Source organism: Oxalobacteraceae bacterium OTU3CAMAD1 (genome assembly GCA_024123915.1).
In the GTDB taxonomy this organism is placed as follows: Bacteria; Pseudomonadota; Gammaproteobacteria; order Burkholderiales; family Burkholderiaceae_D; genus Rugamonas.
The window spans coordinates 7,189,404-7,215,566 of record CP099650.1 but is presented as its reverse complement, the minus strand read 5'-3'; the positions used below and the strand labels follow the sequence as shown (position 1 = coordinate 7,215,566).

24 protein-coding genes are annotated in these 26,163 nt (G+C 63.8%); 15 read left to right on the top strand and 9 right to left on the bottom strand.

The annotated features are described in order from the left end of the window. Window positions 1–8 precede the first annotated feature (8 nt). A complete protein-coding gene (locus NHH88_30920) occupies window positions 9–1,823 on the bottom strand; it encodes an amidohydrolase (GenBank protein USX14004.1) in 1,815 nt (604 codons plus the stop codon). 177 nt (window positions 1,824–2,000) lie between these two features. Beyond that, the gene (locus tag NHH88_30915) at window positions 2,001–2,891 is read right to left on the bottom strand and encodes a LysR family transcriptional regulator (GenBank protein USX14003.1); all 891 of its coding nucleotides are present in this window, start codon (window positions 2,889–2,891) and stop codon (window positions 2,001–2,003) included. Between the two features lie 173 nt (window positions 2,892–3,064). Here NHH88_30915 and NHH88_30910 point away from each other — a divergent pair, with 173 nt between their 5' ends. Further along, a complete protein-coding gene (locus tag NHH88_30910) occupies window positions 3,065–3,940 on the top strand; it encodes an AraC family transcriptional regulator (protein USX14002.1) in 876 nt (291 codons plus the stop codon). A gap of 75 nt (window positions 3,941–4,015) precedes the next feature. Here the strand turns inward: NHH88_30910 and NHH88_30905 are convergent, their stop codons facing one another. After that, a complete protein-coding gene (locus tag NHH88_30905) occupies window positions 4,016–4,426 on the bottom strand; it encodes a DUF1330 domain-containing protein (protein USX14001.1) in 411 nt (136 codons plus the stop codon). Between the two features lie 206 nt (window positions 4,427–4,632). Here NHH88_30905 and NHH88_30900 point away from each other — a divergent pair, with 206 nt between their 5' ends. From NHH88_30900 to NHH88_30885, 4 genes are all read left to right on the top strand, one after another. Next, a complete protein-coding gene (locus tag NHH88_30900; GenBank protein USX14000.1) occupies window positions 4,633–5,277 on the top strand; it encodes a TetR/AcrR family transcriptional regulator in 645 nt (214 codons plus the stop codon). Between the two features lie 168 nt (window positions 5,278–5,445). Then, the gene (locus tag NHH88_30895) at window positions 5,446–6,099 is read left to right on the top strand and encodes a protein-L-isoaspartate O-methyltransferase (GenBank protein ID USX13999.1); all 654 of its coding nucleotides are present in this window, start codon (window positions 5,446–5,448) and stop codon (window positions 6,097–6,099) included. A 14-nt stretch (window positions 6,100–6,113) separates the two neighbouring features. Beyond that, window positions 6,114–6,437, top strand: a complete 324-nt coding sequence (locus tag NHH88_30890; protein ID USX13998.1) for a rhodanese-like domain-containing protein — start codon at window positions 6,114–6,116, stop codon at window positions 6,435–6,437. Window positions 6,438–6,524: 87 nt separating this feature from the next. Next, entirely contained in the window at window positions 6,525–7,868 is a 1,344-nt protein-coding gene (locus tag NHH88_30885; protein ID USX13997.1) for a TolC family outer membrane protein, read from the top strand. Between the two features lie 11 nt (window positions 7,869–7,879). Here NHH88_30885 and gloA read toward each other — a convergent pair whose 3' ends face one another. The 4 genes from gloA to NHH88_30865 all read right to left on the bottom strand — a co-directional run bounded on the left by gloA (window position 7,880) and on the right by NHH88_30865 (window position 10,509). Then, on the bottom strand, window positions 7,880–8,287 hold the full coding sequence (gloA, locus tag NHH88_30880; GenBank protein ID USX13996.1) for a lactoylglutathione lyase: 408 nt from the start codon (window positions 8,285–8,287) through the stop codon (window positions 7,880–7,882). A 71-nt stretch (window positions 8,288–8,358) separates the two neighbouring features. Beyond that, window positions 8,359–8,790 (bottom strand): OsmC family protein, encoded by a 432-nt coding sequence (locus NHH88_30875; GenBank protein ID USX13995.1) that lies wholly within the window; start codon window positions 8,788–8,790, stop codon window positions 8,359–8,361. A gap of 93 nt (window positions 8,791–8,883) precedes the next feature. Further along, window positions 8,884–10,218, bottom strand: a complete 1,335-nt coding sequence (locus NHH88_30870) for a sorbosone dehydrogenase family protein (protein ID USX13994.1) — start codon at window positions 10,216–10,218, stop codon at window positions 8,884–8,886. 39 nt (window positions 10,219–10,257) lie between these two features. Continuing rightward, window positions 10,258–10,509: a hypothetical protein gene (locus NHH88_30865; protein ID USX13993.1), complete on the bottom strand. Its 252-nt coding sequence runs from the start codon at window positions 10,507–10,509 to the stop codon at window positions 10,258–10,260. A 135-nt stretch (window positions 10,510–10,644) separates the two neighbouring features. On the opposite strand from NHH88_30865, the gene NHH88_30860 reads away from it, so the two are divergent. The 10 genes from NHH88_30860 (at window position 10,645) to can (ending at window position 24,893) form a co-directional block, all read left to right on the top strand. Further along, on the top strand, window positions 10,645–11,640 hold the full coding sequence (locus NHH88_30860; protein ID USX13992.1) for a DUF3667 domain-containing protein: 996 nt from the start codon (window positions 10,645–10,647) through the stop codon (window positions 11,638–11,640). A 175-nt stretch (window positions 11,641–11,815) separates the two neighbouring features. Beyond that, a complete protein-coding gene (locus NHH88_30855) occupies window positions 11,816–12,724 on the top strand; it encodes an NAD kinase (protein ID USX13991.1) in 909 nt (302 codons plus the stop codon). A 29-nt stretch (window positions 12,725–12,753) separates the two neighbouring features. Beyond that, on the top strand, window positions 12,754–14,406 hold the full coding sequence (gene recN, locus NHH88_30850; protein ID USX13990.1) for a DNA repair protein RecN: 1,653 nt from the start codon (window positions 12,754–12,756) through the stop codon (window positions 14,404–14,406). Between the two features lie 288 nt (window positions 14,407–14,694). Continuing rightward, window positions 14,695–16,620, top strand: coding sequence for a hypothetical protein (locus tag NHH88_30845; GenBank protein USX13989.1), 1,926 nt, complete (start codon window positions 14,695–14,697; stop codon window positions 16,618–16,620). 97 nt (window positions 16,621–16,717) lie between these two features. Further along, window positions 16,718–18,676, top strand: coding sequence for a DUF3466 family protein (locus NHH88_30840; GenBank protein ID USX13988.1), 1,959 nt, complete (start codon window positions 16,718–16,720; stop codon window positions 18,674–18,676). Window positions 18,677–18,832: 156 nt separating this feature from the next. Then, on the top strand, window positions 18,833–19,954 hold the full coding sequence (gene hemH / locus NHH88_30835) for a ferrochelatase (protein USX13987.1): 1,122 nt from the start codon (window positions 18,833–18,835) through the stop codon (window positions 19,952–19,954). A gap of 281 nt (window positions 19,955–20,235) precedes the next feature. Next, window positions 20,236–20,775, top strand: a complete 540-nt coding sequence (gene grpE / locus NHH88_30830) for a nucleotide exchange factor GrpE (protein USX13986.1) — start codon at window positions 20,236–20,238, stop codon at window positions 20,773–20,775. A gap of 119 nt (window positions 20,776–20,894) precedes the next feature. Continuing rightward, window positions 20,895–22,850, top strand: coding sequence for a molecular chaperone DnaK (gene dnaK / locus NHH88_30825; protein USX13985.1), 1,956 nt, complete (start codon window positions 20,895–20,897; stop codon window positions 22,848–22,850). Window positions 22,851–22,978: 128 nt separating this feature from the next. After that, window positions 22,979–24,109, top strand: a complete 1,131-nt coding sequence (gene dnaJ / locus NHH88_30820) for a molecular chaperone DnaJ (GenBank protein ID USX13984.1) — start codon at window positions 22,979–22,981, stop codon at window positions 24,107–24,109. A gap of 106 nt (window positions 24,110–24,215) precedes the next feature. Next, window positions 24,216–24,893 (top strand): carbonate dehydratase, encoded by a 678-nt coding sequence (gene can / locus NHH88_30815; protein ID USX13983.1) that lies wholly within the window; start codon window positions 24,216–24,218, stop codon window positions 24,891–24,893. A 345-nt stretch (window positions 24,894–25,238) separates the two neighbouring features. Here the strand turns inward: can and NHH88_30810 are convergent, their stop codons facing one another. After that, window positions 25,239–25,505: a PAAR domain-containing protein gene (locus NHH88_30810; protein ID USX13982.1), complete on the bottom strand. Its 267-nt coding sequence runs from the start codon at window positions 25,503–25,505 to the stop codon at window positions 25,239–25,241. A 44-nt stretch (window positions 25,506–25,549) separates the two neighbouring features. After that, a complete protein-coding gene (locus NHH88_30805; GenBank protein USX13981.1) occupies window positions 25,550–26,161 on the bottom strand; it encodes a hypothetical protein in 612 nt (203 codons plus the stop codon). Between the last annotated feature and the right edge of the window lie 2 nt (window positions 26,162–26,163).

Genomic DNA, 26,163 nt, shown 5'->3' with positions numbered 1-26,163 from the left:
ACCGCTCCTCACCGGGCTTGGTAATAGCCGCCGAAGTGTTTGATCGGCGACCAGACCGGCAGGATCTCCGGCAGTACCGGCGCCAGCGATTGGTACTCCTGCGCGCCATACACCACCCGGCCGTCCATGACGGTCAGGACGGAGGCGATGGACTTGATCCGGGACTCTTCAACCTCGAAGTAGTCCTGGTCCAGCAGCACGAAGTCGGCCAGGTGGCCTGGGGCGATCATGCCCATCTCGGATTCGGCGTTCAGGAACCATGCCGCCTTGCGGGTGAACAGTCCCAGCGCTTCGGCGCGGGACAGGCGGTTGTCCTTGGCCAGCACTTCGGCGCCGGAGATCGACTTGCCCGACACCATCCAGCTGATGCCGACCCACGGATTGAACGACGCGGCCCTAAAGGCGTCGGTGGTCATGGCCAGCGGGATGCCGCTGTCGACGAGCTGGCGCAGGCGCGGGGTCTGCAACGCCTTTTCGCGGCCGTAGGTCTTGATGAAGCCGTCGCCATGCAGCGCCATTTTGGTGTCCAGGGCGATGCCGCCGCCCAGCGCCTTGACCCTGGCGATGTTCGCGGGACTGATGGTCTCGGCGTGTTCGAGGCTCCAGCGCAGGCCGTCGAGCGGCGTCTTCTGGTTCAGCTGTTCGAGCGCGTCGAGGAAGGGCGTGATGTTCTCGTCATAGCTGATGTGCTCACGGAAGGGGATGCGCCGCTGGACCAGCTTGGAGATGTCCCGCTCCACCAGTTCCCGCATCTTGGCGGGCTCGATGATGACCGCCGGGCGGTCGAAGTTCTCGTGATCGTGCACCTCCACCGACAGCAACTCGCCGGCGCCCCGGTAGACGTGGCCGTGCGCCAGTTGCGGATGCAGGTTGTGCCCGGGACTGATCGGCGCCGTCTTCGTGATCGCCTTGACCTGCGCGTCGACCACGTTGAAGTCGGCGGCGTCGCCGAACTGGATGTCGACGAAGGGCATGCGGATGTTGAGGCGATTGTCGCGGGCGACGACGTCAACGGTGCGCTGGGCCTTCGGATACCCTCGGAAGCCGGTGCCCGCATCGACGATGGAGGTGACCCCGAAGCGGTTGAGACTGTGGATCGTTTGGACCAGCGAGCTCACCTCCTCATCGAAGGAGAGCTGGGGAACCATGGTTTCCAGGGCGATGAACGTGAATGTGTAGCCATGGACCACGCCGGTGTACTTGCCCTGCTTGTCCTTCTCCAGCTCGGTGCCCGGCAACATGGGAAACTTGTCGGTACCCACGCCGAGGGCGTCCATCGCCAGCTGGTTCATGAAGGCGCGGTTGTAGGCGTACTGGACGATCAACGGGCGATCGGGGACGGCCCGGCGCAGTTCCTCCATGGTGGGGAAGCGCTTCTCTTCGAACTGGTAGGGCGACCAGCCGCCGATCACCTTCACCCATTGGCCTTTCGGTGTGCGTTTGGCTTGCTCGCCGAGCATCGCCAAGGCGCGGCGCAGCGTCGGCACGCCCTCCCAGCGCAAGGTGTAGTTGTAGCCGCCCTCATTGAGCACGTGCGTATGCGCGTCGATGATGCCTGGAATTAGCCGTCGGCCCCGGGAATCGATGACCTTGGTGTTGGCGCTCTTTAACGCCAGCATCTCGGCATCGGTGCCGACCGAGTAGATGCGGCCGTTTTTGACGGCGACGGCGGACGCCGCCGGTTGTGCGCGATTCCCGGTGAAGACTTTTGCGTTGTGCACGATCAGGTCCGCGCCTGGGGCCTCTTGACTGGTTTGCGCATGGGCGTTGCCCAGGCCATTCAGCACCATGAGTCCGATCAGTAGTATTGACTTCAATGCCATTCCCCTTTTTTGATGGAGTTAAACACCACGCCGCACCGGTCCCGGTCGGTGGACCGGAATCGGCAGCGGTGTGCGTGGAATGGGGAAGATGCTACTGGCCGGGCCCGGCGCAGTCACTGATCAATCTTGCTGTCGGCAGTACGATTCGCTCATGGGATCAAGCGACCGGGTTCAGCGCTACGGGCGTCTTGCAACGGAAGGCATCGTTTCGAAATACTCGATCAGCAGCTCGGCCAGCATGCGTACCTTTTTTGCCGGATGCTGGCCGGGTGGCCGGACGACGTATGCCGCCGCCGGCAGCACCGGATACCGCGTCATGACAGGGATGAGCGCGCCGGAGCTCAAATGTTCTCGAATGATCATGTCAGGGAGATGGCCGACGCCGAGGCCGGCGACCGCGGCGGCCACCAGCGCCGCGCCGTTGTCCGCCTTGAAGCGTCCTTGCGGGCGTACCGATATGGTTTTCTCGCCGTCCAGGAAATGCCATGTTTCCGTACCCTGCATCAGCGCCTGGTGGGCGAGCAGTTCTTCCGGCGTCGTGGGCGCCCCGTGGGCCTTGATATATTCCGGACTCGCCACGGTGGTTGCGTGAACCGGCCCGACGCACCGAGCGACGAGATTGGAGTCCTGGAGATAGCCGACGCGTATCGCGCAGTCATAGCCTTCCGCGACCAGGTTGACGACATGGTCGCTATAGCAGGTGTGGATTTGCAGCTGCGGATGGCGTCGCGCCATCTCCGCGAGCAGTGGGGCGAAGTGCGTCGGGCCGAACGTCAGCGGGGCGGCGATGCGCAAGCGGCCGCGCAACTCGCCGGCCGGTGCGATCGTTTCCCTTGCCAGATCGACCTCGGCGCAGGCCCTGGCCGCATGGTCGCGGAACGTGGCCCCGGCTTCCGTCAGCGCCGCCCCGCGCGTGGTGCGGGACAGCAGCTGGACGCCCAGGTCCGCTTCCAGCCTGGCGAGCCGGCGGCTGACAATCGACTTGGCGACACCGAGCCTGAGCGCGGCGGCCGAGATCCCGCCGGCATCGGCCACTTCCACAAATGTCCGCAATTCTTCGATGTCCACTACCACGCTCCCTATTTCGCCACACTAGCTTTTCCAGAAAGATGCCGCCGCGCCGCAGCGCGTTCCTATTAGCGTCACACAGTTAGTCGGACTGTGCAACTACCGAAGCGATTTCTGCGGTGATACGATCCCTTGTCACATTGAAAAGAAGAGCGCGGGTACATCCCATTTTTATGTCAAAAGCAATCCAACTCCCCGAGAACGTGGCCACGCTGACGACCTCCAGCCGTGGCTGGAATGGCGTGAACGTCGATCTGGTGGAATACACCTGCACGGGCAGCGTGCTGGTTCGACTGGAACGCAACGAAAGGTCGACCCGGCTCGGCGCCCAGCTTGAAGAGGTCGGGCGGGACCACGCCGAGCCCCGGTCGGCGCCCCACATACCCAATCCCCATGCCTACAAGCCGCGACCGATGTGGTTCGTGCCGGCGGAGATGGAGCTGTGGGGACATGCGGCGGAACCGAGCTATCTCAAGTGCGCAACGATCAGCTTCGACGGCAATATGCTACAGGAGCGTCTGGGCATGCCCGGGTCGCTGGGACCGATCGACGTTCCGCGCCTGCGCTTTTCGGATGACCGGTTGTGGACGTTGATCCGCTTGCTTGCGGATGCGATCCACTGCTCCGACCCCACCGCGCAACTGTATGGCGACTCGCTCACGGCGGCGATCGCATCCCTGGTGTTCGAACGCCCCAAGGAGGAAAAAGGCGGCAAGTCCGGGCTCTCGGCGATCCAGTTGAAGGATGCGATGAATTTTCTAGAGGCGAAGTTGCCGGCGCGGGTGGAACTCGCGGCACTGGCGGAACTGGCCGGTTTGTCGCAATCGCACTACTGCCGCGCCTTCAAGGCGTCGACCGGGGTGGCGCCGTATCAGTGGCAGTTACAGGCCCGTGTCGAGCGGGCCAAGGATCTGCTGTTGAACACCAATGATCGCCTGGAGGACGTCGCCGAAGCCACCGGCTTCGCGGACGCGGTGCATTTTGGCCGGACCTTCCGCAAGATGATGGGCGTTACCCCAGCCGCATGGCGGATGGACAGGCTCACTTAGGGCCGCGAAATCGGGCGTAACACCAAGTGTCATTCCTGCTTGCCAGCGAACCCACTGCCAAGGCGGGCCTGCCGCTTATTTCCCCGCTGGACTCAACCCTTCGGCCAGCACGACCAAGCCTTCGGTCGATCCGACGCGCAATTTCTTTGCCTCGGTGTACTCGGCGGAATAGTAGAAGCGCTCGGCCTCGGCCATGTTGGGAAACTCGGCGATGACCGTCACCGCCTGCGCGTTCCCCTCAAGCTTGCGCGTGTTGTTATCGAAGACGATGACCTTGACGGCGTACCTCGGGGCAAGCGCGTTGGCGGCCTCCAGGTACCGCTGGAACATCGCCTGGTCACGGATCACGTAATTACCGATGAGGTAGGCGCGCGCCGGCGCCTTGGCTGAAGTGGCCGAAGCTGGCTGCGCGTCCTGCGCCTGTCCCGTGGCCGTGGCGAACACGATGGCGACTCCGAGGACTGCGCGTGCAATGAGGTTGTTCATAGTGTTTCCTGTTGAGTTACTGGTTGATCCAGCACTCAGTATCCCTGTCGATCAAGAAATACGTTTGCCGTTTCCGACCGCGTTTTTGCCTGATCTAAGGTTTCCTCAGCAACATCAATCGCGACTATCAGCCCAAGGCCCGCTTGACGCTGCGGACCCTTGCGCTTATATTAATGACTTATAAGTAAGTTAAATGAAAACCACCCATGCAAGCCTCTCAAGACACCAAGCCACGCTGGGAGCGGCGCAAGGACGCGCGGCCGCAGGAGTTGCTGGCCGCCGCACTGGAGCAGTTCGTCGAACGTGGCTATGCCGCCACCCGTCTTGAAGACGTGGCCAAGCGCGCCGGCGTGTCCAAGGGCACGCTGTACCTGTATTTCACCAACAAGGAAGAGCTGTTCAAGGCCGTCGTGCGCGAGAACATCGTGCAAGCCATCGGTGAGGCCGAGCAGGACGCGGCCGTGTTCGAAGGCCACAGCGGCGAGCTGCTGCGCACCATCCTGATGGCCTGGTGGGACGAGATCTGCACCACCCACCTGGCGGGCATTACGAAGCTGATGCTCTCCGAAGGCCACAATTTCCCAGAACTTGCCAAGTTTTACAACGAAGAGGTGGTCAAGCGCGGCAGCGACCTGATCACCAGCGTGCTGGTGCGCGGCATCGGCCGGGGCGAGTTCCGGCCGGTCGATCCGGCCGTCATGACGCCTGTCTTGATCGCGCCGGTGATGATGCTGATGATGTGGACCAACTCCTTCATGCCGGCCTGCGAGATGCCGGCCATTGATCCGCGCGCCTTCATGGACACCTTCATCGGCACCACCTTGGGCGGGCTGGAAGCGGTCGCCCCGTGAGCGGCCCCGTGGCGTTTTCCGTCCAAGTTGCCAATTTGGTAGGTTCATCCCCCTTAAACTGCAGACTGTCGCAATTTTCCGCGATATGGCCGTCAACTCGTTAATATGTGCCTCCATGCCAGTTCAACGATAAAATGACGGATTATTTAATCCCGACCGAGTCATAAGATGAATATCGAACAAGCCCGTTTCAACATGATCGAACAGCAAATCCGTCCTTGGGACGTCCTCGACCCGGACGTTCTGGAGCTGTTGCACGTGGTTAAACGTGAGAATTTCGTACCCGCCGCGCACAAGGCGCTGGCCTTCGTCGACGCCGAGATCCCGCTGCCAGGCGGCGAGTCGATGCTGATGCCTAAGATCGAGGCGCGCCTGCTGCAGGACGTGAACCTGAAAAAGCACGAGAACGTGCTCGAGATCGGCACCGGTTCCGGCTACATGGCCGCGCTGCTGGCGCACAAGGGCCGCCACGTGACGACGGTGGAAATCTCGCCGGAACTGAAGGCGCTGGCGGAAAAGAATTTGGCCGACAACGGCGTGACCAATGTGAAGGTCGAGCTGGGCAACGGCGCACAGGGCTGGCCGAACGGCGCGCCGTACGACGTGATCGTCGTGTCGGGCTCGCTGCCGGTGCTGCCGGAGTCGCTGTTGCAGCAGTTGAAGGTGGGCGGACGTCTGGCCGTCATCATCGGCCAGGCGCCGGCGATGAAGGCGCAATTGATTACCCGTACCGGCGAAGCCGGCTACGACACGCGCACCTTGTTCGAGACCAGCGTCAAGCCGCTGGCCTCGGCGACGACGCCGTCGGCCTTCCAGTTTTAAGCGGCGGGCGGCGTATGCAGCATATTACCGCTCCGGAACTGGCCGCGTGGCTGGCCGACGAGGCGCGTCCCAAGCCGGTGTTGCTGGACGTGCGCGAGAATTGGGAATTCGAGACCTGCCGCATCGACGGCGCGGTGCAGATCCCGATGAACACGATACCGGCGCGCATCGACGACCTCGATGAGGACGCCGAGATCGTCTGCATCTGCCACCACGGCGCGCGCAGCCTGCAGGTGGCCGCCTTCCTGGAGCGTAACGGCTTCGGCAAGACGGTCAATCTGACCGGCGGCATCCACGCGTGGGCCTTGCAGGTGGACCCGGCGATGCCGAAGTACTAGGGCCGCGCGCGACGGAACCGGCACGGCGCCAGGGTGGCAGTGTTTTTGATTTGATCAACTTTTTTGACGACTCCAACGGAGAATGCAATGCAGAGACCCCTTATCGCCGTGCTGATCACCAGCGCCTTTTTGACGCTCAACGCACAGGCGGCCGATCTTCTTCAAGTCTATCAGCAAGCGCTCGCGAACGACGCCACGTACGCCAGCGCCCGCTCTTCGGTTGAAGCTGGTCGCGAGCGGATCACGCAAGGGCGCTCCGGCCTGCTGCCGACCATCAGCGCCAATGGTTCGAACACCCGCAACACGGGCGACTTCACGCCGTTCAATGTCGGCCAGGTGGACGTCATCGGCGGCGTGCCGGTCGTCGCCAACAAGCGCAACACCGATTTCCATTCCAACACTTATACCGTGGCGCTGTCGCAGCCGCTGTTCAACTGGGGCCTGTGGCAGACGTATCAGCAGAGCAAGTTGTCGCAGGCGCAGGCCGAGGCCACGTTCGCCCAGGCGCGCCTGGACTTGATCACCCGCGTGGCGCAAGCCTATTTCGATGTGCTGACGGCGCAGGACAACCTGACCTCGACCCAGGCGCAGAAGGTGGCGACCACCGAGCAGCTGGCCTCGGCCAAGCGCAACTTCGAGGTCGGCACGCAAACCATCACCGACACCCACGAAGCGCAGGCGGCCTACGATCTGGTGGTGGCGCAGGAGTTCGCCGCCATCAACGATCTGGACAACAAGCGCACCGCGCTGCAGGTCATCATCGGGCAGGCGCCGGGCGAACTGGCGCCGCTGCGCGTCGGCGTGACCATCGCCGCGCCGGAGCCGGCCGCCGTCGATCCATGGATCAGCTCGGCAGAAGGCCAGAACTTCGCCGTCATCTCGGCCCAGTTGTCGCTGGAAATCGCCAAGCGCGAAATCTCGCGCAACCGCGCCAACCACATGCCGACCGCGAACCTGATCGCGCAGACCCAGCACACCAGCCAGACCGCGTCCGGCACGCAGAAGGGCAACGCCATCGGCGTGACCTGGAATATTCCGATCTTCAATGGCTTCGCCATCACCAGCAAGGTGCGCGAAACCATCGCGCTGGAAGATAAAGCGCGCAACGATCTGGAATCGACCAAGCGGCTGGCGTCGCAGAACGCGCGCCAGGCCTTCCTCGGCATGAACAGCGGTCTGGCCCAGGTCAAGGCGCTGGAGGCGGCGGAACTGTCGAGCAAGTCATCGCTCGACTCGAACAAGCTGGGCTACCAGGTCGGCGTGCGGATTAACATCGACGTGCTGAACGCGCAGCGCCAGCTGTACGCGACCCAGCGCGACCTGTCGCGGGCGCGCTACGACACCATCATGAACGGCCTGCGCCTGAAGTCGGCCGCCGGCACGTTGAAGGAAGACGATCTGGCGCCGGTCAACGCGTTGTTGGCGCGTTAAACCGGTCGTGCTTACAGCCCCGCGCCCTGGCCGTCGAAACTGCGCTCGATCAATTCGATCTTGTAGCCGTCCGGGTCGGTGACGAAGGCGATCACCGTCGAGCCGCCCTTGACCGGGCCCGGCTCGCGGGTGACGGTGCCGCCGTTGGCGCGCACCGCCGCCGCCGCCGCGTAGATGTCGTCGGCCGAAATGGCGATGTGGCCGTAGGCGTTGCCCATGTCGTAGCTGGTGGTGCCGTAGTTGTACGTCAGCTCCAGCTCGGCATGGTCGGGATTGGAGCCGTAGCCCAGGAACGCCAGGGTGTACTTGTACTCCGGGTTGTCACTGGTGCGCAGCAACTTCATGCCCAGCACTTTGGTGTAAAAATCGATCGAGCGCTGAAGGTCGCCGACTCGCAGCATGGTGTGCAAAATACGCATCGTGGTCTTTCGTTGGTGAAGTGAGAAACCGGGATTCTATGCGTTTTGCCGCATCCCTGCTTGCCCCGGCGTCAGCCCTGCAACTGGGCGTCGAGCGTGATCTCGGCGTTGAGCAGCTTCGACACCGGGCAGTTCAGCTTGGCCTTGAGGGCCGCCTCGTCGAATTTCTTCTGGTCGGCGCCGGGGATCGTGGCCACCAGGTTCAGGTGCACCTTGGTGATGGCGAAGCTGCCGTCGACCTTGTCCAGGGTGACCGTCGCCGTGGTCGCCAGATGCTTGGCCGTGATGCCGGCCTCGGCCAAGATGCCGGACAGCGCCATCGTGAAGCAGCCGGCGTGGGCCGCGCCGATCAATTCTTCCGGATTGGTGCCGGGGCCGTCCTCGAAGCGCGTGTGGAAGCCGTATTGCACGCCATCCATGGCGCCGCTCTCGGTGGAGATCTTACCGGCGCCGTCCTTCAGGCCGCCGCTCCATACTGCCGATCCTGCGCGTTCGTTGCTCATGATGTTCTCCGTGTGTGGGTCTGTCTATGGGAGTGTCATCATGGCGGCAGTGTGCGGCCGAGTCCGTTCGCTTCCGCACACTGACGCCGCCCGCTAGCGCGCCGCCGTCTTGGCGGCGGCCGGCGCCACGCGCCAGATGATGTTGCCCACGTCGTCGGCCACCAGCAGCGCGCCGGCCTTGTCGACCGCCACGCCGACCGGCCGGCCCTGCGCCTTGCCGTCCTTGTCGAGGAAGCCGGACAGGAAGTCCTGCGGCGGCCCCGACGGCTTGCCGCCGCTGAACGGCACGAACACAACCTTGTAGCCGCTGTGCGGCTTGCGGTTCCACGAGCCGTGCTGGCCGATGAACACGCCGCCCTGGTAGCTCTGCGGGAACAGCTTGGCCTCGTAGAACGTCAGCCCCAGCGAGGCCGTGTGGCCGCCCAGCGCGTAGTCGGGCGCGATGGCCTTGGCCACCAGCTCCGGCTTGGGCGGCTTGACGCGGGCGTCGACCTTCTGGCCGAAGTAGCTGTACGGCCAGCCGTAGAAGCCGCCGTCCTTGACCGACGTCATATAGTCGGGCACCAGATCGTTGCCCAGTTCATCTCGCTCGTTGACGGCGGTCCACAGGGTTTTCGTTTGCGGCTCCCAGCCCATGCCGTTCGGGTTGCGCAGGCCGGTGGCGAACAGGCGCGACTTGTTGGTGGCCAGGTCCAGTTCCCAGATCGCGGCGCGGCCTTCCTCGACGTCCATGCCGTTTTCGCCGACGTTGCTGTTCGAGCCGACCGTGGCGTACAGGAATTTGCCGTCCGGGCTGGCGATGATGTTCTTGGTCCAGTGGTGGTTCAATGTGCCTGCCGGCAAGTCCATGACCTTGACGCCGGGCGCGGTGATGCTGGTCTCGCCTTCCTTGTACGGGAAGCGCACGATGGCGTCGCTGTTGGCCACGTACAGGTTGTTGCCGACCAGCGCCATGCCGAACGGCGAATTCAATCCCTTGAGGAAGACCGTGCGGGTCTGCGCCACGCCTTTGGCGTCGAGCCCGCGCAGCAGGGTGATGCGGTTGGCCGACTCGGTGACGGCGCCGGCCTTTTTCATCTGGTGCTTCATGACGGCGCCCTTGATGCCCTTGCTGTCGTCCGGTTTGGGCGGGGCGTTGGTTTCGGCCACCAGCACGTCGCCGTTGGGCAGGGTGTAGACCCAGCGCGGATGGTCGAGCCCGCGCGCGTAGGCGGTGACGGCGAAACCGGCGGCCGGCTGCGGGGTTTCCTGCGCGGTCCAGCGGTCCACCGGCGCGACGTTGACGGTGGGGATCAGCGATTTGTTCGGCTCAGGCAGCGCCGGGTTGGGGCCGTAGCCGACCGGGTAGGAGGCGCCCTGCGCCAGCGCCACTTGGGGCGCCAGCACGGCGCCGAGGATCAGAAGTGCGCTTGCGGTGGTGTTTTTCATGATGATGTCGTTAGCCTGTTGAGTTGTCGCTTTTAATTTTTAATCACGTTTCGTGTTCGGTTGCGGCCGCGCCGTGGCGTCGCGCGGCACCGGCGTCTTGATATGTTCGACTCCCGGTTTGTTGCGCGCGTCGGTGTCGACCATGCCGCTGTCGACATCGGCGGCAGCCTGTTTCCCGACGCTGCGCGGCTCGATCTCCTGGCCGTCCGGCGACTCGTCGCGCTCGTGTGGCAGGCGCTGCTGGTCGTCGTTCTTTATTTTCTCGGTGGTGTTGATTTGTTTGTCCTTCATCATGCTCTCCTTCGTGTCGTTGTTGTAACGATATTAGCGAGTTGGTTTTCCGTCGGTCGCTAGATTGAATTTCGACAACATCGGCGGGAACTCGTTTATCATTTAGTCTACTTTTCCTCGACCAGGGTAGATCGCATGAGCACTGCCGCACATTCCCTCCCGGACAGCCACGCGCCGGCCGGCCGTTGCCCCAATTGCGAGGCGGTGCTCACCGGCGCGTTTTGCGCCAGTTGCGGCCAGGAGGCCCACCTGCACCACGCCAGCACGCGCGAATTCCTGCACGAGTTCATCGGCCATTACGTGGCGATCGAGGGCAAGCTGTGGGGCACGATGTCGCGCCTGCTGTTCCGCCCGGGCTTGCTGACCAATGAATACATTCGTGGACGCCGTGTGCGTTTCGTGCAGCCGCTGCGCATCTATCTCACCTTGAGCCTGCTGTTTTTCGCGGTGCTCAAGTTCACCGGCGGTTTCGAGCCGGTGATCGACGGGAAGGCCAAGCCGGGCGCCGAGGTGGCCGCCGCCGTCAAGCGCGACGCGCCGGACGCGCAAGCGAGCAAGGCGGCGGCGGAAGCGGCCATCGCCGAGATGGAAAAAGACCTCAAAGCCGGCGCACCCGACAGCAGGGAGCCGAAGCCCGCCAAACCGGAGGAGGACAACGAGTTCGGCCCGAAGGAGTTCGACGATATGCTGAGCGGCTGGCCGAGCGTGCGCCATCAGTGGCATATCTTCGACGCGCTATCGCAGGAGCAGCAGAAAAAGGTGTTCGCCGACGCCTTCTATAAGTACGCGCCGTACGCGATTTTCTGCCTGATGCCGGTGTTCGCGCTGTTCCTCAAGGTCCTCTACCTGGGATCGGGGCGGCGCTTCGGCGAGCATGTGCTGTTCGCGTTGCACACCAACGCCTTCGCCTATTTCGTCTTTTGCGCCATGTTGCTGATCAATGTGGGCATCGTCGACTTCGTGCTGTGGTGCTGGCTGCTGATCTATCTGCCGTGGGCGATGCGGCGCGTCTACCACCGCAGCCGCTTCGGCACGTTCTGGCGCTGGTCGGTGCTGATGGCGTCCTTCATGATCTGCGTCTTCCTGGCCAGCGCCCTGAGCGCGGCCAGCGGCATCATGACTTTGCATTGAGACGGCAGCGGTTCAAATGCGGGCCGGTGCTTGCAGTCTGGCGGCCCGCACACTATACTGCGGAAAATACTGTCTAAACGTACAGTAACGGGTGGGCCGACGGGTGATGGCAGAAGCCGGCGTTATGGGTTACTCTGCTGCGTGTCGTCGATCCCACCTTTTTGCCGAGACTTTTATGACCGCCACGCACGCCGATTTTCAAACCATAGCACTGGCCGTGCGCCCCAACACCGACGGCATCGCCGACTCGGTGGGCAGCGTGGTCGACTTCCTGCGCCGGGGCGGACGCACGGTGGTGTTCGAGGAGCAGACCGCCGAGCACCTGGCCGGTGGCTTCGAAGGCGTGCGCGCGATGAGCGCCAGCGAGATCGGCGCCGAATGCGACGCCGCCATCGTCATGGGCGGCGACGGCACCATGCTCGGCATCGCGCGCCAGCTGGCGCCCTTCGACGTGCCGCTGATCGGCATCAACCAGGGACGCCTCGGCTTCATGACCGACATCCCGCTCGAGGGCATGCTCGACGTGCTGGCCAAGATCCTCGGCGGCAGCTACAAGGCCGAACGCCGCACCCTGCTCGAGGGGCGGGTGCGCCGCGACGGCAAGGACATCCACTTCGGCCTGGCCGTCAACGACGTCGTCGTCGCGCGCGGCGCCGGCGCCGGCATGGCCGAACTGCGGGTCGACGTCGACGGCCACTTCATGTACAACCAGCGCTCCGATGGCCTGATCATCTCCACCCCGACCGGCTCGACCGCGTACGCGCTGTCGGCCGGCGGCCCGCTGCTGCATCCGAGCCTGGGCGGCGTGGTGCTGGTGCCGATCGCGCCGCACGCGCTGTCGAACCGCCCCATCGTGCTGCCCGAATCGAGCCAGATCGTCATCGAGATCGTGCGCGGGCGCGATTGCAGCGTCAACTTCGACATGCAAACCTTCGCCAGCCTGCAAACGCAGGACCAGATCGTGATCCAGCGCTCGCCGCACGCGATCACCTTCCTGCATCCGGAGGACTGGAACTACTTCAACACGCTGCGCGAAAAGCTCCACTGGAACGAGTATCCGTCGGGCGAAGGCAAACTCAATTAACCCGCATTCACCATCACCCCCAGGCATCCATGCTCCGTACCCTGTCCATCCGTGATTTCGTCATCGTCGACTCGATAGAACTGGAATTTTCCGCCGGCTTCACCGTCTTCACCGGCGAGACCGGCGCCGGCAAATCGATCCTGATCGACGCGCTGACCCTGGCGCTGGGCGGGCGCGGCGACGCCAGCGTGGTGCGCGAAGGCGCGGCCAAGGCCGACATCACGGCCGATTTCGCCGTCAGCGAGCAGGCGCGCGACTGGCTCGCCGCCAACGAGTTTTCGGTGGACGAGGGCGGCGCGCTGCTGCGCCGCGTGATCGACAACGCCGGCCGCAGCAAGGCCTACATCAACGGCATCGCCGCCACCGCCTCGCAGCTGCGCGAGCTGGGCGACATGCTGGTCGACATCCACGGCCAGCACGCGCACCAGTCGCTGATGAAAACCGAGGCGCAGCGCGTGCTGCTCGACGGCCAGGCCGGCGCCGGCGCCGACGTCAAGGCGGTGGCGGCCAGCCACAAGGCGTGGCGCGCGCTGGCCAGGCAGCTGCAGGAGTTCGAAACCAACGCCGCCAATGTGCTGTATGAGCGCGAGCGCCTGGAGTGGCAGGTCAACGAGCTGGAAAAGCTGGCTGTCAAACCGGGCGAATGGGCCGAGGTGACCAATGAGCAGAGCCGCCTGTCGCACGCCGCCAGCCTGCTCGAAGGCGCGCAGGAAGCGCTGGCCGCGCTGTCGGAATCGGAGGACCATCCTATCCTGTCGCAGCTGTCGTCGCTCAACCAGAAACTCGGCAAGCTGGCCAACATCGACACTGGCCTGCAAGCCATCGTCGACCTGATCGAACCGGCGCGCATCCAGCTGCAGGAGGCGGTGTACGCGATCAACGATTACCTCGACCGCGTCGACCTGGACCCGGAACGGCTGCGCCAGGTGGAGTCGCGGATGGAGGCGATCCATTCGGCCGCGCGCAAGTTCCGCGTCACCGAGGAGGATCTGCCGGCGGAGCACGCGAAGCTGGCCGAGCGCCTGACGCAAATCGCCGACGCCAGCGATATCGAGGGCTTGCGCAAGCAGGAGGAAAAACTCAAGGCTGCTTACATGGACGTGGCCGGGCGCCTGAGCGCCACGCGCGCGCAGGCCGCGCGCCAGCTGGGCGAAGCGGTCACCAAGGCGATGCAGGAATTGAACATGACGGGCGGGCGATTCGAGGTCGCGCTCAACGCCGCCGAGCCGACCGCGCACGGCCTGGAGCAGGTCGAGTTCCTGGTGGCCGGCCACGCCGGCGTGGCCGCGCGGCCGCTGGCCAAGGTGGCGTCGGGCGGTGAGCTGGCGCGCATCTCGCTGGCCATTTCCGTCATCACCTCCAACGCCACCACCACGCCGACGCTGATCTTCGACGAGGTCGACAGCGGCATCGGCGGCGGCGTGGCCGAAGTGGTCGGCCGCCTGCTGCGCCGCCTGGGGCAGGAGCGGCAAGTGCTGTGCGTCACGCACCTGCCGCAGGTCGCCAGCCAGGCCGGCCAGCACTTCCAGGTCGCCAAAGGAACTTTGGACAACGGCAAGACCGCCTCGCGCATCGACGTGCTCGACGCCAAGGCCCGCGTGGAGGAAGTGGCGCGCATGCTGGGCGGCCTGGAGATCACCGCCACCACGCGCAAGCACGCCCGCGAGCTGCTCGCCTCCTGATCGATAGCGCAGGATCAGTTCTAAATCACGTAGGGCGGATTAGCGAAGCGTAATCCGCCATTGCATGCGTCACGTCGACGCATGCAATACCGCCCCACGAAATTCCCCTCCTCAACCTTGCCCGAAAGACCTGCGCCACTGTCGCCGGTACGTTTGCGCCTCATCAGCGCCAACCCGCCGCGTGCGCCTAGAGTTGGAGGCAGCACCGGACCAGCGTTCCCGACGCGACCCGAGTGGCTGCAGTGCAAGCGCCTGCTTGCGCGCATTTTCTTGCAAGGGGAAGCCATCATGCAACTTCAATCGATCCGCAACACCGGAGCGCGCCGCCGCTTCATCGCCGCCGCCATCGCCGCTTTGTTCACGTCGCTGCCGTCGTGGGCGGCCGAGCCGCAAGCCAAGCCCATCGACCAGCAGCGCGCCAGCCTCTACACGGTGATCAACCTGGGGCCGGAGTTGGCCAACGCCGTGCTCAACGAGCGCGGCCAGGTGGCGTTCACCGGCTTCAACGCCCCCGACACCGTCAGCCGCTTCTTCGACGGCGAGCGCATCTGGCCGATCGGCCCGACCGAGGGCGGTTTCACGCTCGTGTCCGGATTGAACGACCGTGGCGTGGTGGTGGGGTCTACCAGGAGCGAGACGGAGATGGACCCGCGAGCGTTCTCGTGGACGCTGGCCGGCGGCATCCGCCTGCTGCCCGGCGCCGTGCCGTCGGCCGCGCTCGACATCAACGAGCGCAACGAGATCGTCGGCTGGGTCTCGGCGCCCGGCGTGCTCGCGCGCGCCATCCGCTGGAATCCGGACGGCAGCACGACATTGTTGGGGCCGCTTCCAGCCTTCGTATCGGAAGGAACCGCCATCAACAACCGTGGCGCCTCGACCGGCTACACGACGGTGGCCAACGGCGACATCCGCGCCCATGCCACATTCTGGGACCGGAACGGCGCACAGACCGACCTGGGCCCGTTCGACGGCGGGGACGGATTCGGCCTGCGCATCAACGAACGCAATGAAGTGGCCGGCGTGTTCAACTACCCCACCGGCCGCATCGAGGGGTTTTTCTGGAGCCGCGAGACCGGGACCGTGCGCATCGATGCCGGCCCCGGATTCGGGCTGGGCGACATCAACAACCGGGGCGAAATCGTCGCCAGCGCCGAGATCGCCGGCCGGCCCCGGGGCTTCTATTGGACCTTGCGGCGCGGCATCGTGCCGTTGCCGCTCGGCTTTGGCACCATCAGCCAGGCGTACGACATCAACGACCGGGGCGAGATCGTCGGCGCGATCGCCGCGGCCGAGGGCGCGCCCTGGCGCGCGGCGCTGTGGCCGTCGTACACCGCCGTGCCGATCGACCTGACCACGCAACTGTACCGGGCGCCGGCGGGCCTGGAATTGCGGGCGGCCTACCGCATCAACGAACGCGGCGACATCCTGGCGGACTCTAACGCCGGCCTGGTCTTGCTGCGCCCCGGCCGGCGCGGCACCGACGCGCCCGTGCTCGGCCCCATCATCGGCTTGCCGGCGGTGGTGGATCTCGGCCAGGATCTGACGATGACGCTCAATTTCTCAGACAGCAACACCACGCAAACCCACACGGCCAGCGCGGTCTGGACCGACGGTTGCCCGTCGTCGTCGACCACGGTCGGCGAGGGCGGCGGCACCGGCCAGATACGGCTGCAACATAACTTCTGCGCCGGGGGCTATCACACCGTCAAGGTACTGGTCACCGATTCGGGCGGGCGCTCCACCGAAACCTGGCGCAACTTCCTGGTCGTGCCGTTCGCTGCGCCCGCGCTCACCGGCCAAGGCACGCTGGCCGGTGCGACGGCGGCCGGGACCAGGGGGCGGAGCAGCGCGCTTCGCTTTGCGCTGTGGGCGCCGCTGGGCGAGGCGGCGGCCACCGCCGGCAAGCCCGTGGTCCGCTTTTCCGGTCCGTTCGAGTTCCACGGCGAGACGGTAACGCTGGCGACATCGACCGACGCCCAGGCGCGGGTGGAGGGCACGGGCCGGCTCAACGGCCGCGACGGCTACCGCTTCGTCGTGGAGGCGGTCGATGGCGGTGCGGGGAACGCCGCCGCCGACCGGCTTCGGGTGCGGGTGACGCACCTCGACACCGCCAGCGGCGCCGAGGTGGTCGACTATGACAACGGCACGCCGGGCGCGGCCGCCGGCGCCGATCGCGCGGCCGTCGCGCAGGGCGGGCTGACGGTGCGCCGTTAGCGGCAGCGAGGGTGCGGGACCGGCGCGCTTTCCACGCGAGCCGGTCCCGTCGGTGCAGGCGCCCGCTTGCGCTAATCTTTTGCAAGGAAAATCCATCATGCACACTCCATCGATGTGCGGCCTCGGCACGCGCCGGGGCGCCGCGTTAGGGGCGGCGTTGCTCGCGTCGCTGCCGTTCTGGGCCGGCGCACAAACCACGCCGGCCGAGCCGAAAAACAACCAAGCCGGGCAACTGCCCGCCGGCCTCTACACGGTGATCAACCTGGGACCGGAGCCGACCGCGGCGCTGCTCAACGAGCGCGGCCAGGCGGCGTTCACCGACGAAGATTTTCCCAACACTAACAGTCGCTTCTTCGACGGCGACCGCATCCGGCCCATCGGCTCGCTCGGCGGCGGTTTTACGTCGGTGCTCGGATTGAACAGCCGCGGCATGGTGGTGGGCGCCTCGACCGGCCCGGCCGAAACCGGCCCGCGCGCCTACGCCTGGACGCAGGCCGGCGGCATGCGCGCGCTGCCGGGGCCGCCGCCGTCGGCGGCGCGGGACGTCAACAACCGCAACGAGATCGTCGGCCAGGTGTCCGGTGCCGACGTCGCTTCGCGCGCGGTGCGCTGGAATCCGGACGGCAGCGTCACGCAGCTCGGGCCGCCGCTCGCGCCGTACGCCCAAGCCAACGCCATCAACCTGCTTGGCTACTCGACCGGCTTCACCAGCGGCGCCAGCGAAGATACCTTGCCCCACGCCGTCTTGTGGGACCGGGCGGGCGCCCAGACCGACCTGACGCCGGCCCCCGGCGGCTTAGGGTACGGCTTACGCATCAACGACCGCAACGAAGTAGCCGGCATCATCGCCGATATGCCTTTCGCCAACTTCGATGGCTTGTTCTGGGGCCGCGCCACGGGCACGCTGCGGATCGAGGCCGGCGTCGACTACCGTTTCGGCGACCTGAACAATCGCGGTGCGCTGGTCGGCAGCGGCGAGACCGGCGGGCAGCGCAAGGCGTTCCAGTGGACCCTGGGGCGCGGGTTGGTGCGGTTGCCGGTCGACGCGAGCCTGTTCAGCCACGCGGCCGATATCAACGAGCGTGGCGAGATCGCGGGATTGACCTTGCGCGCGACCGGCGAGGGCCGGCGCGCGGTGCGCTGGCCCTCGTTCACCGCCATGCCGGTCGACCTGAACATGCGCCTGTACCGGGCGCCGGCCGGCCTGGAGTTGCTGGAGGCGCTGGCGATCAATGACGGCGGCACGATACTGGCGAACTCGAACGCCGGGCTGGTCATGCTGCGCCCGGGCCTGCGCGGCACCGACGCGCCAGTGCTGGGCCCGATCGCCGGCCTGCCGAACGTGGTCGAACTGGGCCAGGAGCTGGCGCTGACGATCAACTTCGTCGACAACGCCTGGGCGCAAACCCACCGGGCCAGCGCGGTCTGGACCGACGGCTGCGCGTCGCCGGCGCCGACGCTCATCGAGGCCGGCGGGTATGGCCAGGTGCGGCTGCGGCACCGGTTCTGCGCGGCGGGGGTGTACACCGTCACGGTGGTGGTCACCGATTCGGGCGGACGCGCCACCGAGTTGCGGCGCCATGTCTACGTGCCCGGGCCGGGACGGGCCGCGCTCAGCGGCGAGGGAACGCTGGCAGGGGGCGTGGCGTCCGGGCATCGCGGGGCGCACCACGCGCCGCTGCGGTTCTCGCTGTGGGCGCCGCTGGACGGCGCGGCACCTCCCGACGGCGCCGCCGCCGACGCGCCCGTGGCCTGGTTCTCCGGGCCGTCTCGCTTCCGCAGCGAGGCGGTGACGCGCGTCACCAGGACCGGCGAGGGCCGGGCGCGGATGGTGGGCGCCGGCCGGCTTGACGGCCGGGCGGGCTACCGCTTCGTGCTCGAGGCCGTCGATGGCGGCGCCGTGCAAGGCGCGCGGCTCGATCGCCTGCGGCTGCGGGTGACGCACGCGGACGCGGCCACCGGCGCCGAAGTGGTCGATTACGACAACGAGGCGACACAACTGCCGGCCGGCGCCGACCGTACCGTGGTGGTGGAGGGCGGGCTGACGCTGCGTTGATATACCTCCGGGGTCAGGTCCTCCATTGCTACACGAACCGAGCTATGGATGCCTCAACGGACCAGCTTGTGCAGCAATGGAGGACCTGACCCCGGAGTGATTGCCGTTTCTTATCTATAATGGCGAACTGTCCTATTCAAACCGCCATCGGCCCCCATGACCTTTTCCAAAGAACCTCCCTACAAACACGGCACCGTCGGCCGCAGCGCGATCGTGCTGGTCAACCTGGGCACGCCCGACGCGCCGACCAGCTCGGCGGTGCGCCGCTACCTGAGGGAGTTTCTGTCGGACCGGCGCGTGGTGGAAATCCCGCGCGCGGTCTGGTGGTTCATCCTGAACCTGATCATCCTGCCGTTCCGCTCCGGCCAGTCGGCCAAGAAGTACGCCACCATCTGGACCCGCGAGGGCTCGCCGCTGAAAGTGCACACCGCCGCCCAGGCGGGGTACCTGCTGGGCGCGCTCGGCGAACGCGGCCACGAGAACCTGACCGTGGCCATGGCCATGCGCTACGGTTCGCCGTCGATTCCCGAGGTGCTGGCCAAGCTCAAGGCCGACGGCTGCGAGCGCATCCTGGTGCTGCCGGCCTATCCGCAGTATTCCGGCACCACCACCGGCTCGATCTACGACGCGGTGTTCCAGCACTACGGCTCGGTGCGCAACATTCCCGAGCTGCGTTTCGTGCGCAACTATCACGACCACGACGCCTATATCCGCGCCCTGCAGAACTCGGTGCTGACCCACTGGGAAGCCAACGGCCGCCCGGACAAGCTGGTGCTGAGCTTCCACGGCGTGCCCAAACGCACCCTGATGCTGGGCGACCCCTACCACTGCGAATGCCTCAAGACGGCGCGCCTGCTGGCCACCGCGCTGAAGTTGAAGCCGGAGCAGTACATGGTCACCTTCCAGTCGCGCTTCGGCAAGGCCGAGTGGCTGCAGCCGTACACGGCGCCTACCGTCGCCCAACTGGCGCGCGACGGCGTCAAGCGCATCGACATCATGTGCCCCGGCTTCATCAGCGATTGCCTGGAGACCTTGGAAGAGATCTCGATGGAGGTGCGGCACGACTTCGAAAAAGCGGCGGGCGGTCGCCAAGGCGCCAGTTTCCATTACATCCCTTGCCTGAACGAATCGCCCGACTGGATCGCCGCGCTGGGCGAGATCGCCGAGCAGCACATGATCGGCTGGCCGACCCAGATGTCGCCCTCCCAGCACGACGAGCGCCGCAAGGACGCGGAAACCGGCCGCGCCGCCGCGCTGCAACTGGGCGCCGCCGACTAGGGCCGTCCCGGGGCGCAGCCGCCCAAAGCGCTGAAAAAGTGACAACTACACCACACCTGCCCCGTTCCGCGATAATCAGCACTTGCGGTCGGTGAGTGCCAGCCTGTTAAAATAGCCAGCTGTTGGATCGGCCCGATGCCGCCCGTGCGCGGCGCGGGCCCGTGACCAGGCTGATTAAATGGTGGGCAGAATAACCCTTGAAAACATAGGATATCGCCCCACTTGCAGCCAGTGCGGTAACAAAAGTAATGTCAAACAAATACGATAGTAGGAGTCTTTAGATGCAAGATCAGGAAAATCAAGCAGTACCTAATCCGGAAGCGGCCGCCGAGCCGGCCGCGCCATCGACTCCTGACCAGCAGCCTTCCCTGGAAGAACAGCTGGCCAGCACCGAAGCACGTCTGGCGGAAATGCATGACGCGTTCATGCGCGCCAAAGCCGACAGCGAGAACATCCGCCGCCGTGCCCAGGAAGACGTTGCCAAGGCGCATAAGTTTGCGGTTGAAAGCTTCGCCGAAGCGATGGTGCCGGTCAAAGACAGCCTGGAAATGGCCCTGAAGGTCGAGTCGCCATCGGTCGAATCGCTGAAGGAAGGGGTGGAAATGACGCTCAAGCAGCTGACGTCGGCGTTCGAGAAAAACCGTCTGCTGGAGATCCAGCCGGCGCAAGGCGACAAGCTCGATCCGAACAAGCACCAAGCCGTTGCCGTGGTGCCGGCGGACCAGGAAGCCAATACCGTAGTTTCCGTGCTGCAAAAAGGTTATATGATCGCGGACCGCCTGCTGCGTCCCGCCATCGTGACCGCCGCGCAAGCGAAGTGATGCCGGGCGAGGTTGACTAATTTAATTTTTTTCGCCGTCAGCCGAACTTAAGCACTTGAAAACATACAGCTTTTCCACATATTAGTACCATCTGAACTTAGCAAAGAGGAAGAAAAATCATGGGTAGAATTATCGGTATCGATCTGGGAACCACAAATTCCTGCGTTTCCATCATGGAAAATGGTCAGCCAAAGGTAATCGAAAACGCCGAAGGCGCGCGCACGACGCCATCGATCATTGCTTACCAAGAAGATGGTGAAATTCTCGTCGGCTCGCCGGCCAAGCGCCAGGCAGTGACCAATCCGAAGAACACGCTGTTCGCGGTGAAGCGTCTGATCGGCCGTAAGTTCGACGAAAAAGAAGTGCAGAAGGACATCGGCCTGATGCCTTACACGATCACCAAGGCCGACAACGGCGACGCGTGGATCGGCGTGCGCGACAAGAAACTGGCGCCTCAGCAGATTTCGGCCGAAGTGCTGCGCAAGATGAAGAAAACCGCCGAAGACTACCTCGGCGAAGAAGTCACCGAGGCGGTCATCACCGTGCCGGCGTACTTCAACGACTCGCAGCGCCAGGCGACCAAGGACGCCGGCCGCATCGCCGGCCTGGACGTCAAGCGCATCATCAACGAGCCGACCGCGGCCGCGCTGGCCTTCGGCCTGGACAAGAACGACAAGGGCGACCGCAAGATCGCCGTGTATGACCTGGGCGGCGGCACGTTCGACGTCTCGATCATCGAAATCGCCGATGTCGATGGCGAGAAGCAGTTCGAAGTGCTGGCCACCAACGGCGACACCTTCCTGGGCGGCGAAGACTTCGACCAGCGCATCATCGATTACATCATCGACGAGTTCAAGAAGATCAACGGCCTGGATCTGAAAAAAGATCCGATCGCCCTGCAGCGCATCAAGGCTTCGGCCGAGCGCGCGAAGATCGAACTGTCGTCGTCGCAGCAGACCGAAATCAACGAGCCGTACATCGCCATGGCGAACGGCGCGCCGGTCCACCTGACCCTGAAGATGACCCGCGCCAAACTGGAATCGCTGGTCGAGGAACTGATCAACGCGACCATGGAGCCATGCCGCATGGCGATCAAGGACGCCGGCGTCAAAGTGTCCGACATCGACGACATCATCCTGGTCGGCGGTATGACCCGTATGCCTAAGGTGCAGGAAAAAGTTAAAGAGTTCTTCGGCAAGGATCCGCGCAAAGACGTGAATCCGGACGAAGCGGTCGCCGTCGGCGCAGCGATTCAAGGTTCCGTGCTGTCGGGCGAGCGCAAGGACTTGCTGCTGCTGGACGTGACGCCTCTGTCGCTGGGTATCGAAACCCTGGGCGGCGTGATGACCAAGATGATCCACAAGAACACGACGATTCCGACCAAGTTCTCGCAAGTGTTCTCGACGGCCGACGACAACCAGCCTGCCGTGACCATCAAGGTCTATCAGGGTGAGCGCGAAATCGCCGCCGGTAACAAGGGCCTGGGCGAATTCAATCTGGAAGGCATCCCGCCGGCATCGCGCGGCACGCCACAGATCGAAGTGACCTTCGACATCGACGCCAACGGCATTTTGCACGTCGGCGCGAAAGACAAGGCCACCGGCAAAGAGAACAAGATCACGATCAAGGCCAACTCCGGCCTGACCGAGGCGGAAATCCAGAAGATGGTGAAGGACGCCGAAGTCAACGCCGAAGAAGACAAGAAAGTGAAAGAGCTGGCCGAATCGCGCAACCAGGCCGACGCGCTGGTGCACTCGACCCGCAAGTCGCTGACCGAATACGGCGACAAGCTGGAAGCGGGCGAGAAAGAGGCGATCGAAGCTGCGATCACCGAACTGGAAGGTTCGATCAAGTCGGGCGACAAGGCCGATATCGACGCCAAAGTGGCCGCGCTGTCGACCGCTTCGCAGAAGCTGGGCGAGAAGATGTACGCCGACATGCAGGCGCAGCAGGCTGCGGCCGGCGGTGCTGAAGGCGGCCAGGGTGGTCCGGGCGCCGGCGCTGGCGCCGAACAGGCCAAGCCGCAGGACGACGTGGTCGACGCCGACTTCAAAGAAGTCAAAGACAGCAAGTAATTTGTCCGCAAGAGCGCCGCTTCCCCTACGAAGCGGCGAGCGCCGAGCCGAGCGGCCGTGTAAGCGGTGCCAGCTCGGCTTTTTAGCGTAATCAGCACACAGTATAAATACAGCAAGGTCCCGACAAAATGGCAAAGCGTGATTTCTACGAGACACTTGGTGTCGCAAAAAACGCGTCGGAAGACGAGATCAAGAAGTCCTATCGCAAACTGGCGATGAAATACCATCCGGACCGCAATCCGGATAGCAAAGAGTCGGAAGAAAAATTCAAGGAAGTCAAAGAAGCCTACGAGATGCTGACCAATCCGGAAAAGCGCGAGGCGTATGACCGTTACGGTCACGCCGGCGTCGATCCGAACATGGGCGGCGGTGGCGGCTTTGGCGGCGGCGCCGGCGGTTTCGGCGACGCCTTCGGCGACATCTTCGGCGACATCTTCGGTGGCGGCGGCCGTGGCCGCAGCGCCGGCCCGCAGGTCTATCGCGGCGCCGATCTGCGCTACAACCTGGAGATCACGCTGGAGCAGGCCGCCCACGGCTTCGACACGACGATCCGCGTGCCGTCGTGGGACAAGTGCGACACCTGCCACGGTTCCGGCGCCAAGCCGGGCACCTCGCCGGTCACCTGCACCACGTGCGCGGGCCACGGCCAGGTGCGCATGCAGCAGGGCTTCTTCAGCATCCAGCAGACCTGCCCGAAATGCCACGGCACCGGCAAGGTCATTCCCGAGCCATGCGCCGCGTGCGCGGGCCAGGGCCGCATCAAGCGTAACAAGACGCTGGAAGTGAAGATCCCGGTCGGCATCGACAACGGCATGCGTATCCGCTCGTCCGGCAACGGCGAACCGGGGACCAACGGCGGACCGTCGGGCGATTTGTATGTGGAGATCCACATCAAGCCGCACACGGTGTTCCAGCGCGAGGGCGACGACCTGCATTGCGAGATGCCGATCTCCTTCGCCAAGGCGGCGCTGGGCGGCGAGATCGAAGTGCCGACGCTCTCTGGTAAAGTATCGTTCACGATCCCGGAGGGCACCCAGTCGGGCAAGACCTTCCGCCTCAAGGGCAAGGGCATCAAGGGCGTGCGCTCCGGCTTTGCGGGCGACTTGTTCTGCCACGTGGCGGTCGAGACCCCGGTCAAGCTGACCGAGAAGCAGAAGGACATGCTGCGCGACTTCGAGAAGCTGACCACCGAGGGCGGCGCCAAGCATAGCCCGCAAAGCAAAACCTGGCGTGACAAGGTGAAGGACTTTTTTGAGTAACGGTTTTGTGTAACCCAGTCGTCACACAGGACGCGTAATATCGGACCGCCGCGCAGCCCATTTTTTGGGCGGCTCGGCGGTCTTCTTATGTACAAGAGGAGCATTCATGAGCGATCAAGACATCAGCAATTCCCCGTTGCGCGGCCTGTTGGAAAACAACCGCAAATGGGCCGAATCGGAAGTGGAACGCGATCCGGATTTCTTCAACCGGCTCGCCACGCAGGCGGCGCCGGAATATCTGTGGATCGGTTGTTCGGACAGCCGCGTGCCGGCGAACGAGCTGCTGGGCCTTGCGCCGGGCGACGTGTTCGTCCACCGCAATATCGCCAACGTGGTGGTGCATTCGGATTTGAACGCGCTGTCGGTGCTGCAGTTCGCGATCGATGTGCTGAAGGTGAAGCATGTGATCATCGTCGGCCATTACGGCTGCAAGGGCGTGCACGCGGCGATGACCGGCCAGCGTTTCGGCCTGGTCGACAATTGGCTGCGCCACGTGCAGGACGTCAACCAGAAGCACGAGCGGTATATGGGCGATGTGATGCCAAGCCAGGAGCGGTCGAAACGGCTGGTGGAGTTGAATGTGGTGGAGCAGGTGTCCAATGTTTGCCAGACCACGATTCTGCAGGATGCATGGGATCGCGGCCAGGAAGTGACCGTGCATGGTTGGGTCTACGGTATCGAGGACGGCAAGCTGCACGACCTGGGCATGACCGTCACCGCCGCGCATGAGTTAGCGCCGCGTTCGGCGGTCAGGTTGGGCAAGTATGAGGATCAGTTGGGATAAACCGGCTGGTCTGACGCTGCGCGTCAGGCCAGAGTACGTCTGAGGATCTTCCTCAGACGTGAGCGATTAGTACGGCTACCAGCGTTAGGACAAAACCAACTACGCCACCACCGGCAGCAATATTCGACAGCGTGGTACGCGCTTTCTCAGGCGTATCAAGGCGTTCGCCCATCCAGGCTCTTAGGGTTGTCATTTGCGCTCCATTGGGTGGCCAGTCGCCGTGAGCGTGCCGAGCCTGCGGTGGATTTTGACGCCTTGCTTGAGTTACTGTTATTCAAAATTCTGAACACCAGTTTGTATATTCCCTTCATCTTTCGATACATCCAGAAGATACCAAAAAATGTGCTAACCGTGCGTTGCCGAAGCGAGGCTGGAGATAAGCGTACATCCGCAAGCGCACTTGTGACCGTGCAAAGCGACCATTCGTCCGCCAACGAGATAAGTCGTCGCACCCTCGACAATAACATTTACGCCATGTCCAGGCAGCGGGCACGCAATGTTGTCACCCATGCGTGCGATGCCAATGCCTCCGATACTGTGAGTCGGCGATGCGGTGATAACGGTGCCACCATGAGAAGTCATGTCCCCCAAACGAACAATGGGCAGCGCCATGCTAATTCCTATCTCAGGAGTTTGATGAGTTTAAAATTTCCCACTCAGGCATTCGATGATAATTCGGTTTCAAGCTTTGTTAGTCGCGTGAAGACATTTAGTTTCTCCTTGATGTTGTCGCTTCGCAATTCTCCGATTAACTTTCTATAGTTAGTCTGGTCAGCTTCGGTGACGCGCGGAACGTTAAGCGCGCTTAGCAATCTGCGTGCTGCTCTTGCTACCGCATCACTGTCGGTTTCGGTCAAGATAACGTGTTTAAGAAAGCTAACTGACTCTACGGTCGGAGGCGTTCGGCCAATTGCATCTACCACCAATGGTTTTAGGTAATCAACGTAACTCGGGTAATCTTCAATCATATGTTTTTGATAGGAAAGATCGCCTGTGTGATCGAGTAACTCTTCCTGAAGCATGTACACGCGTGCATACCCATCACCACGCAATTTTTTTTCTTCTTGTTTAACAAGAGGCAAGGCTCTTTCTTTATTTAGAAAAAATAGCCATTGAACTGAATAGGGAAGCTCCGTCGCTAAAATGTTAAAGACCTCTTCTTTTTCATGCTCATCCAATCCAATAAAAGCGGATTGGCTGTAACCGTCCGCCTTTTCGCTACCGGTCATCTTGTATTGACGCATAAACTCGCTAAATGCGGCTGTCATAT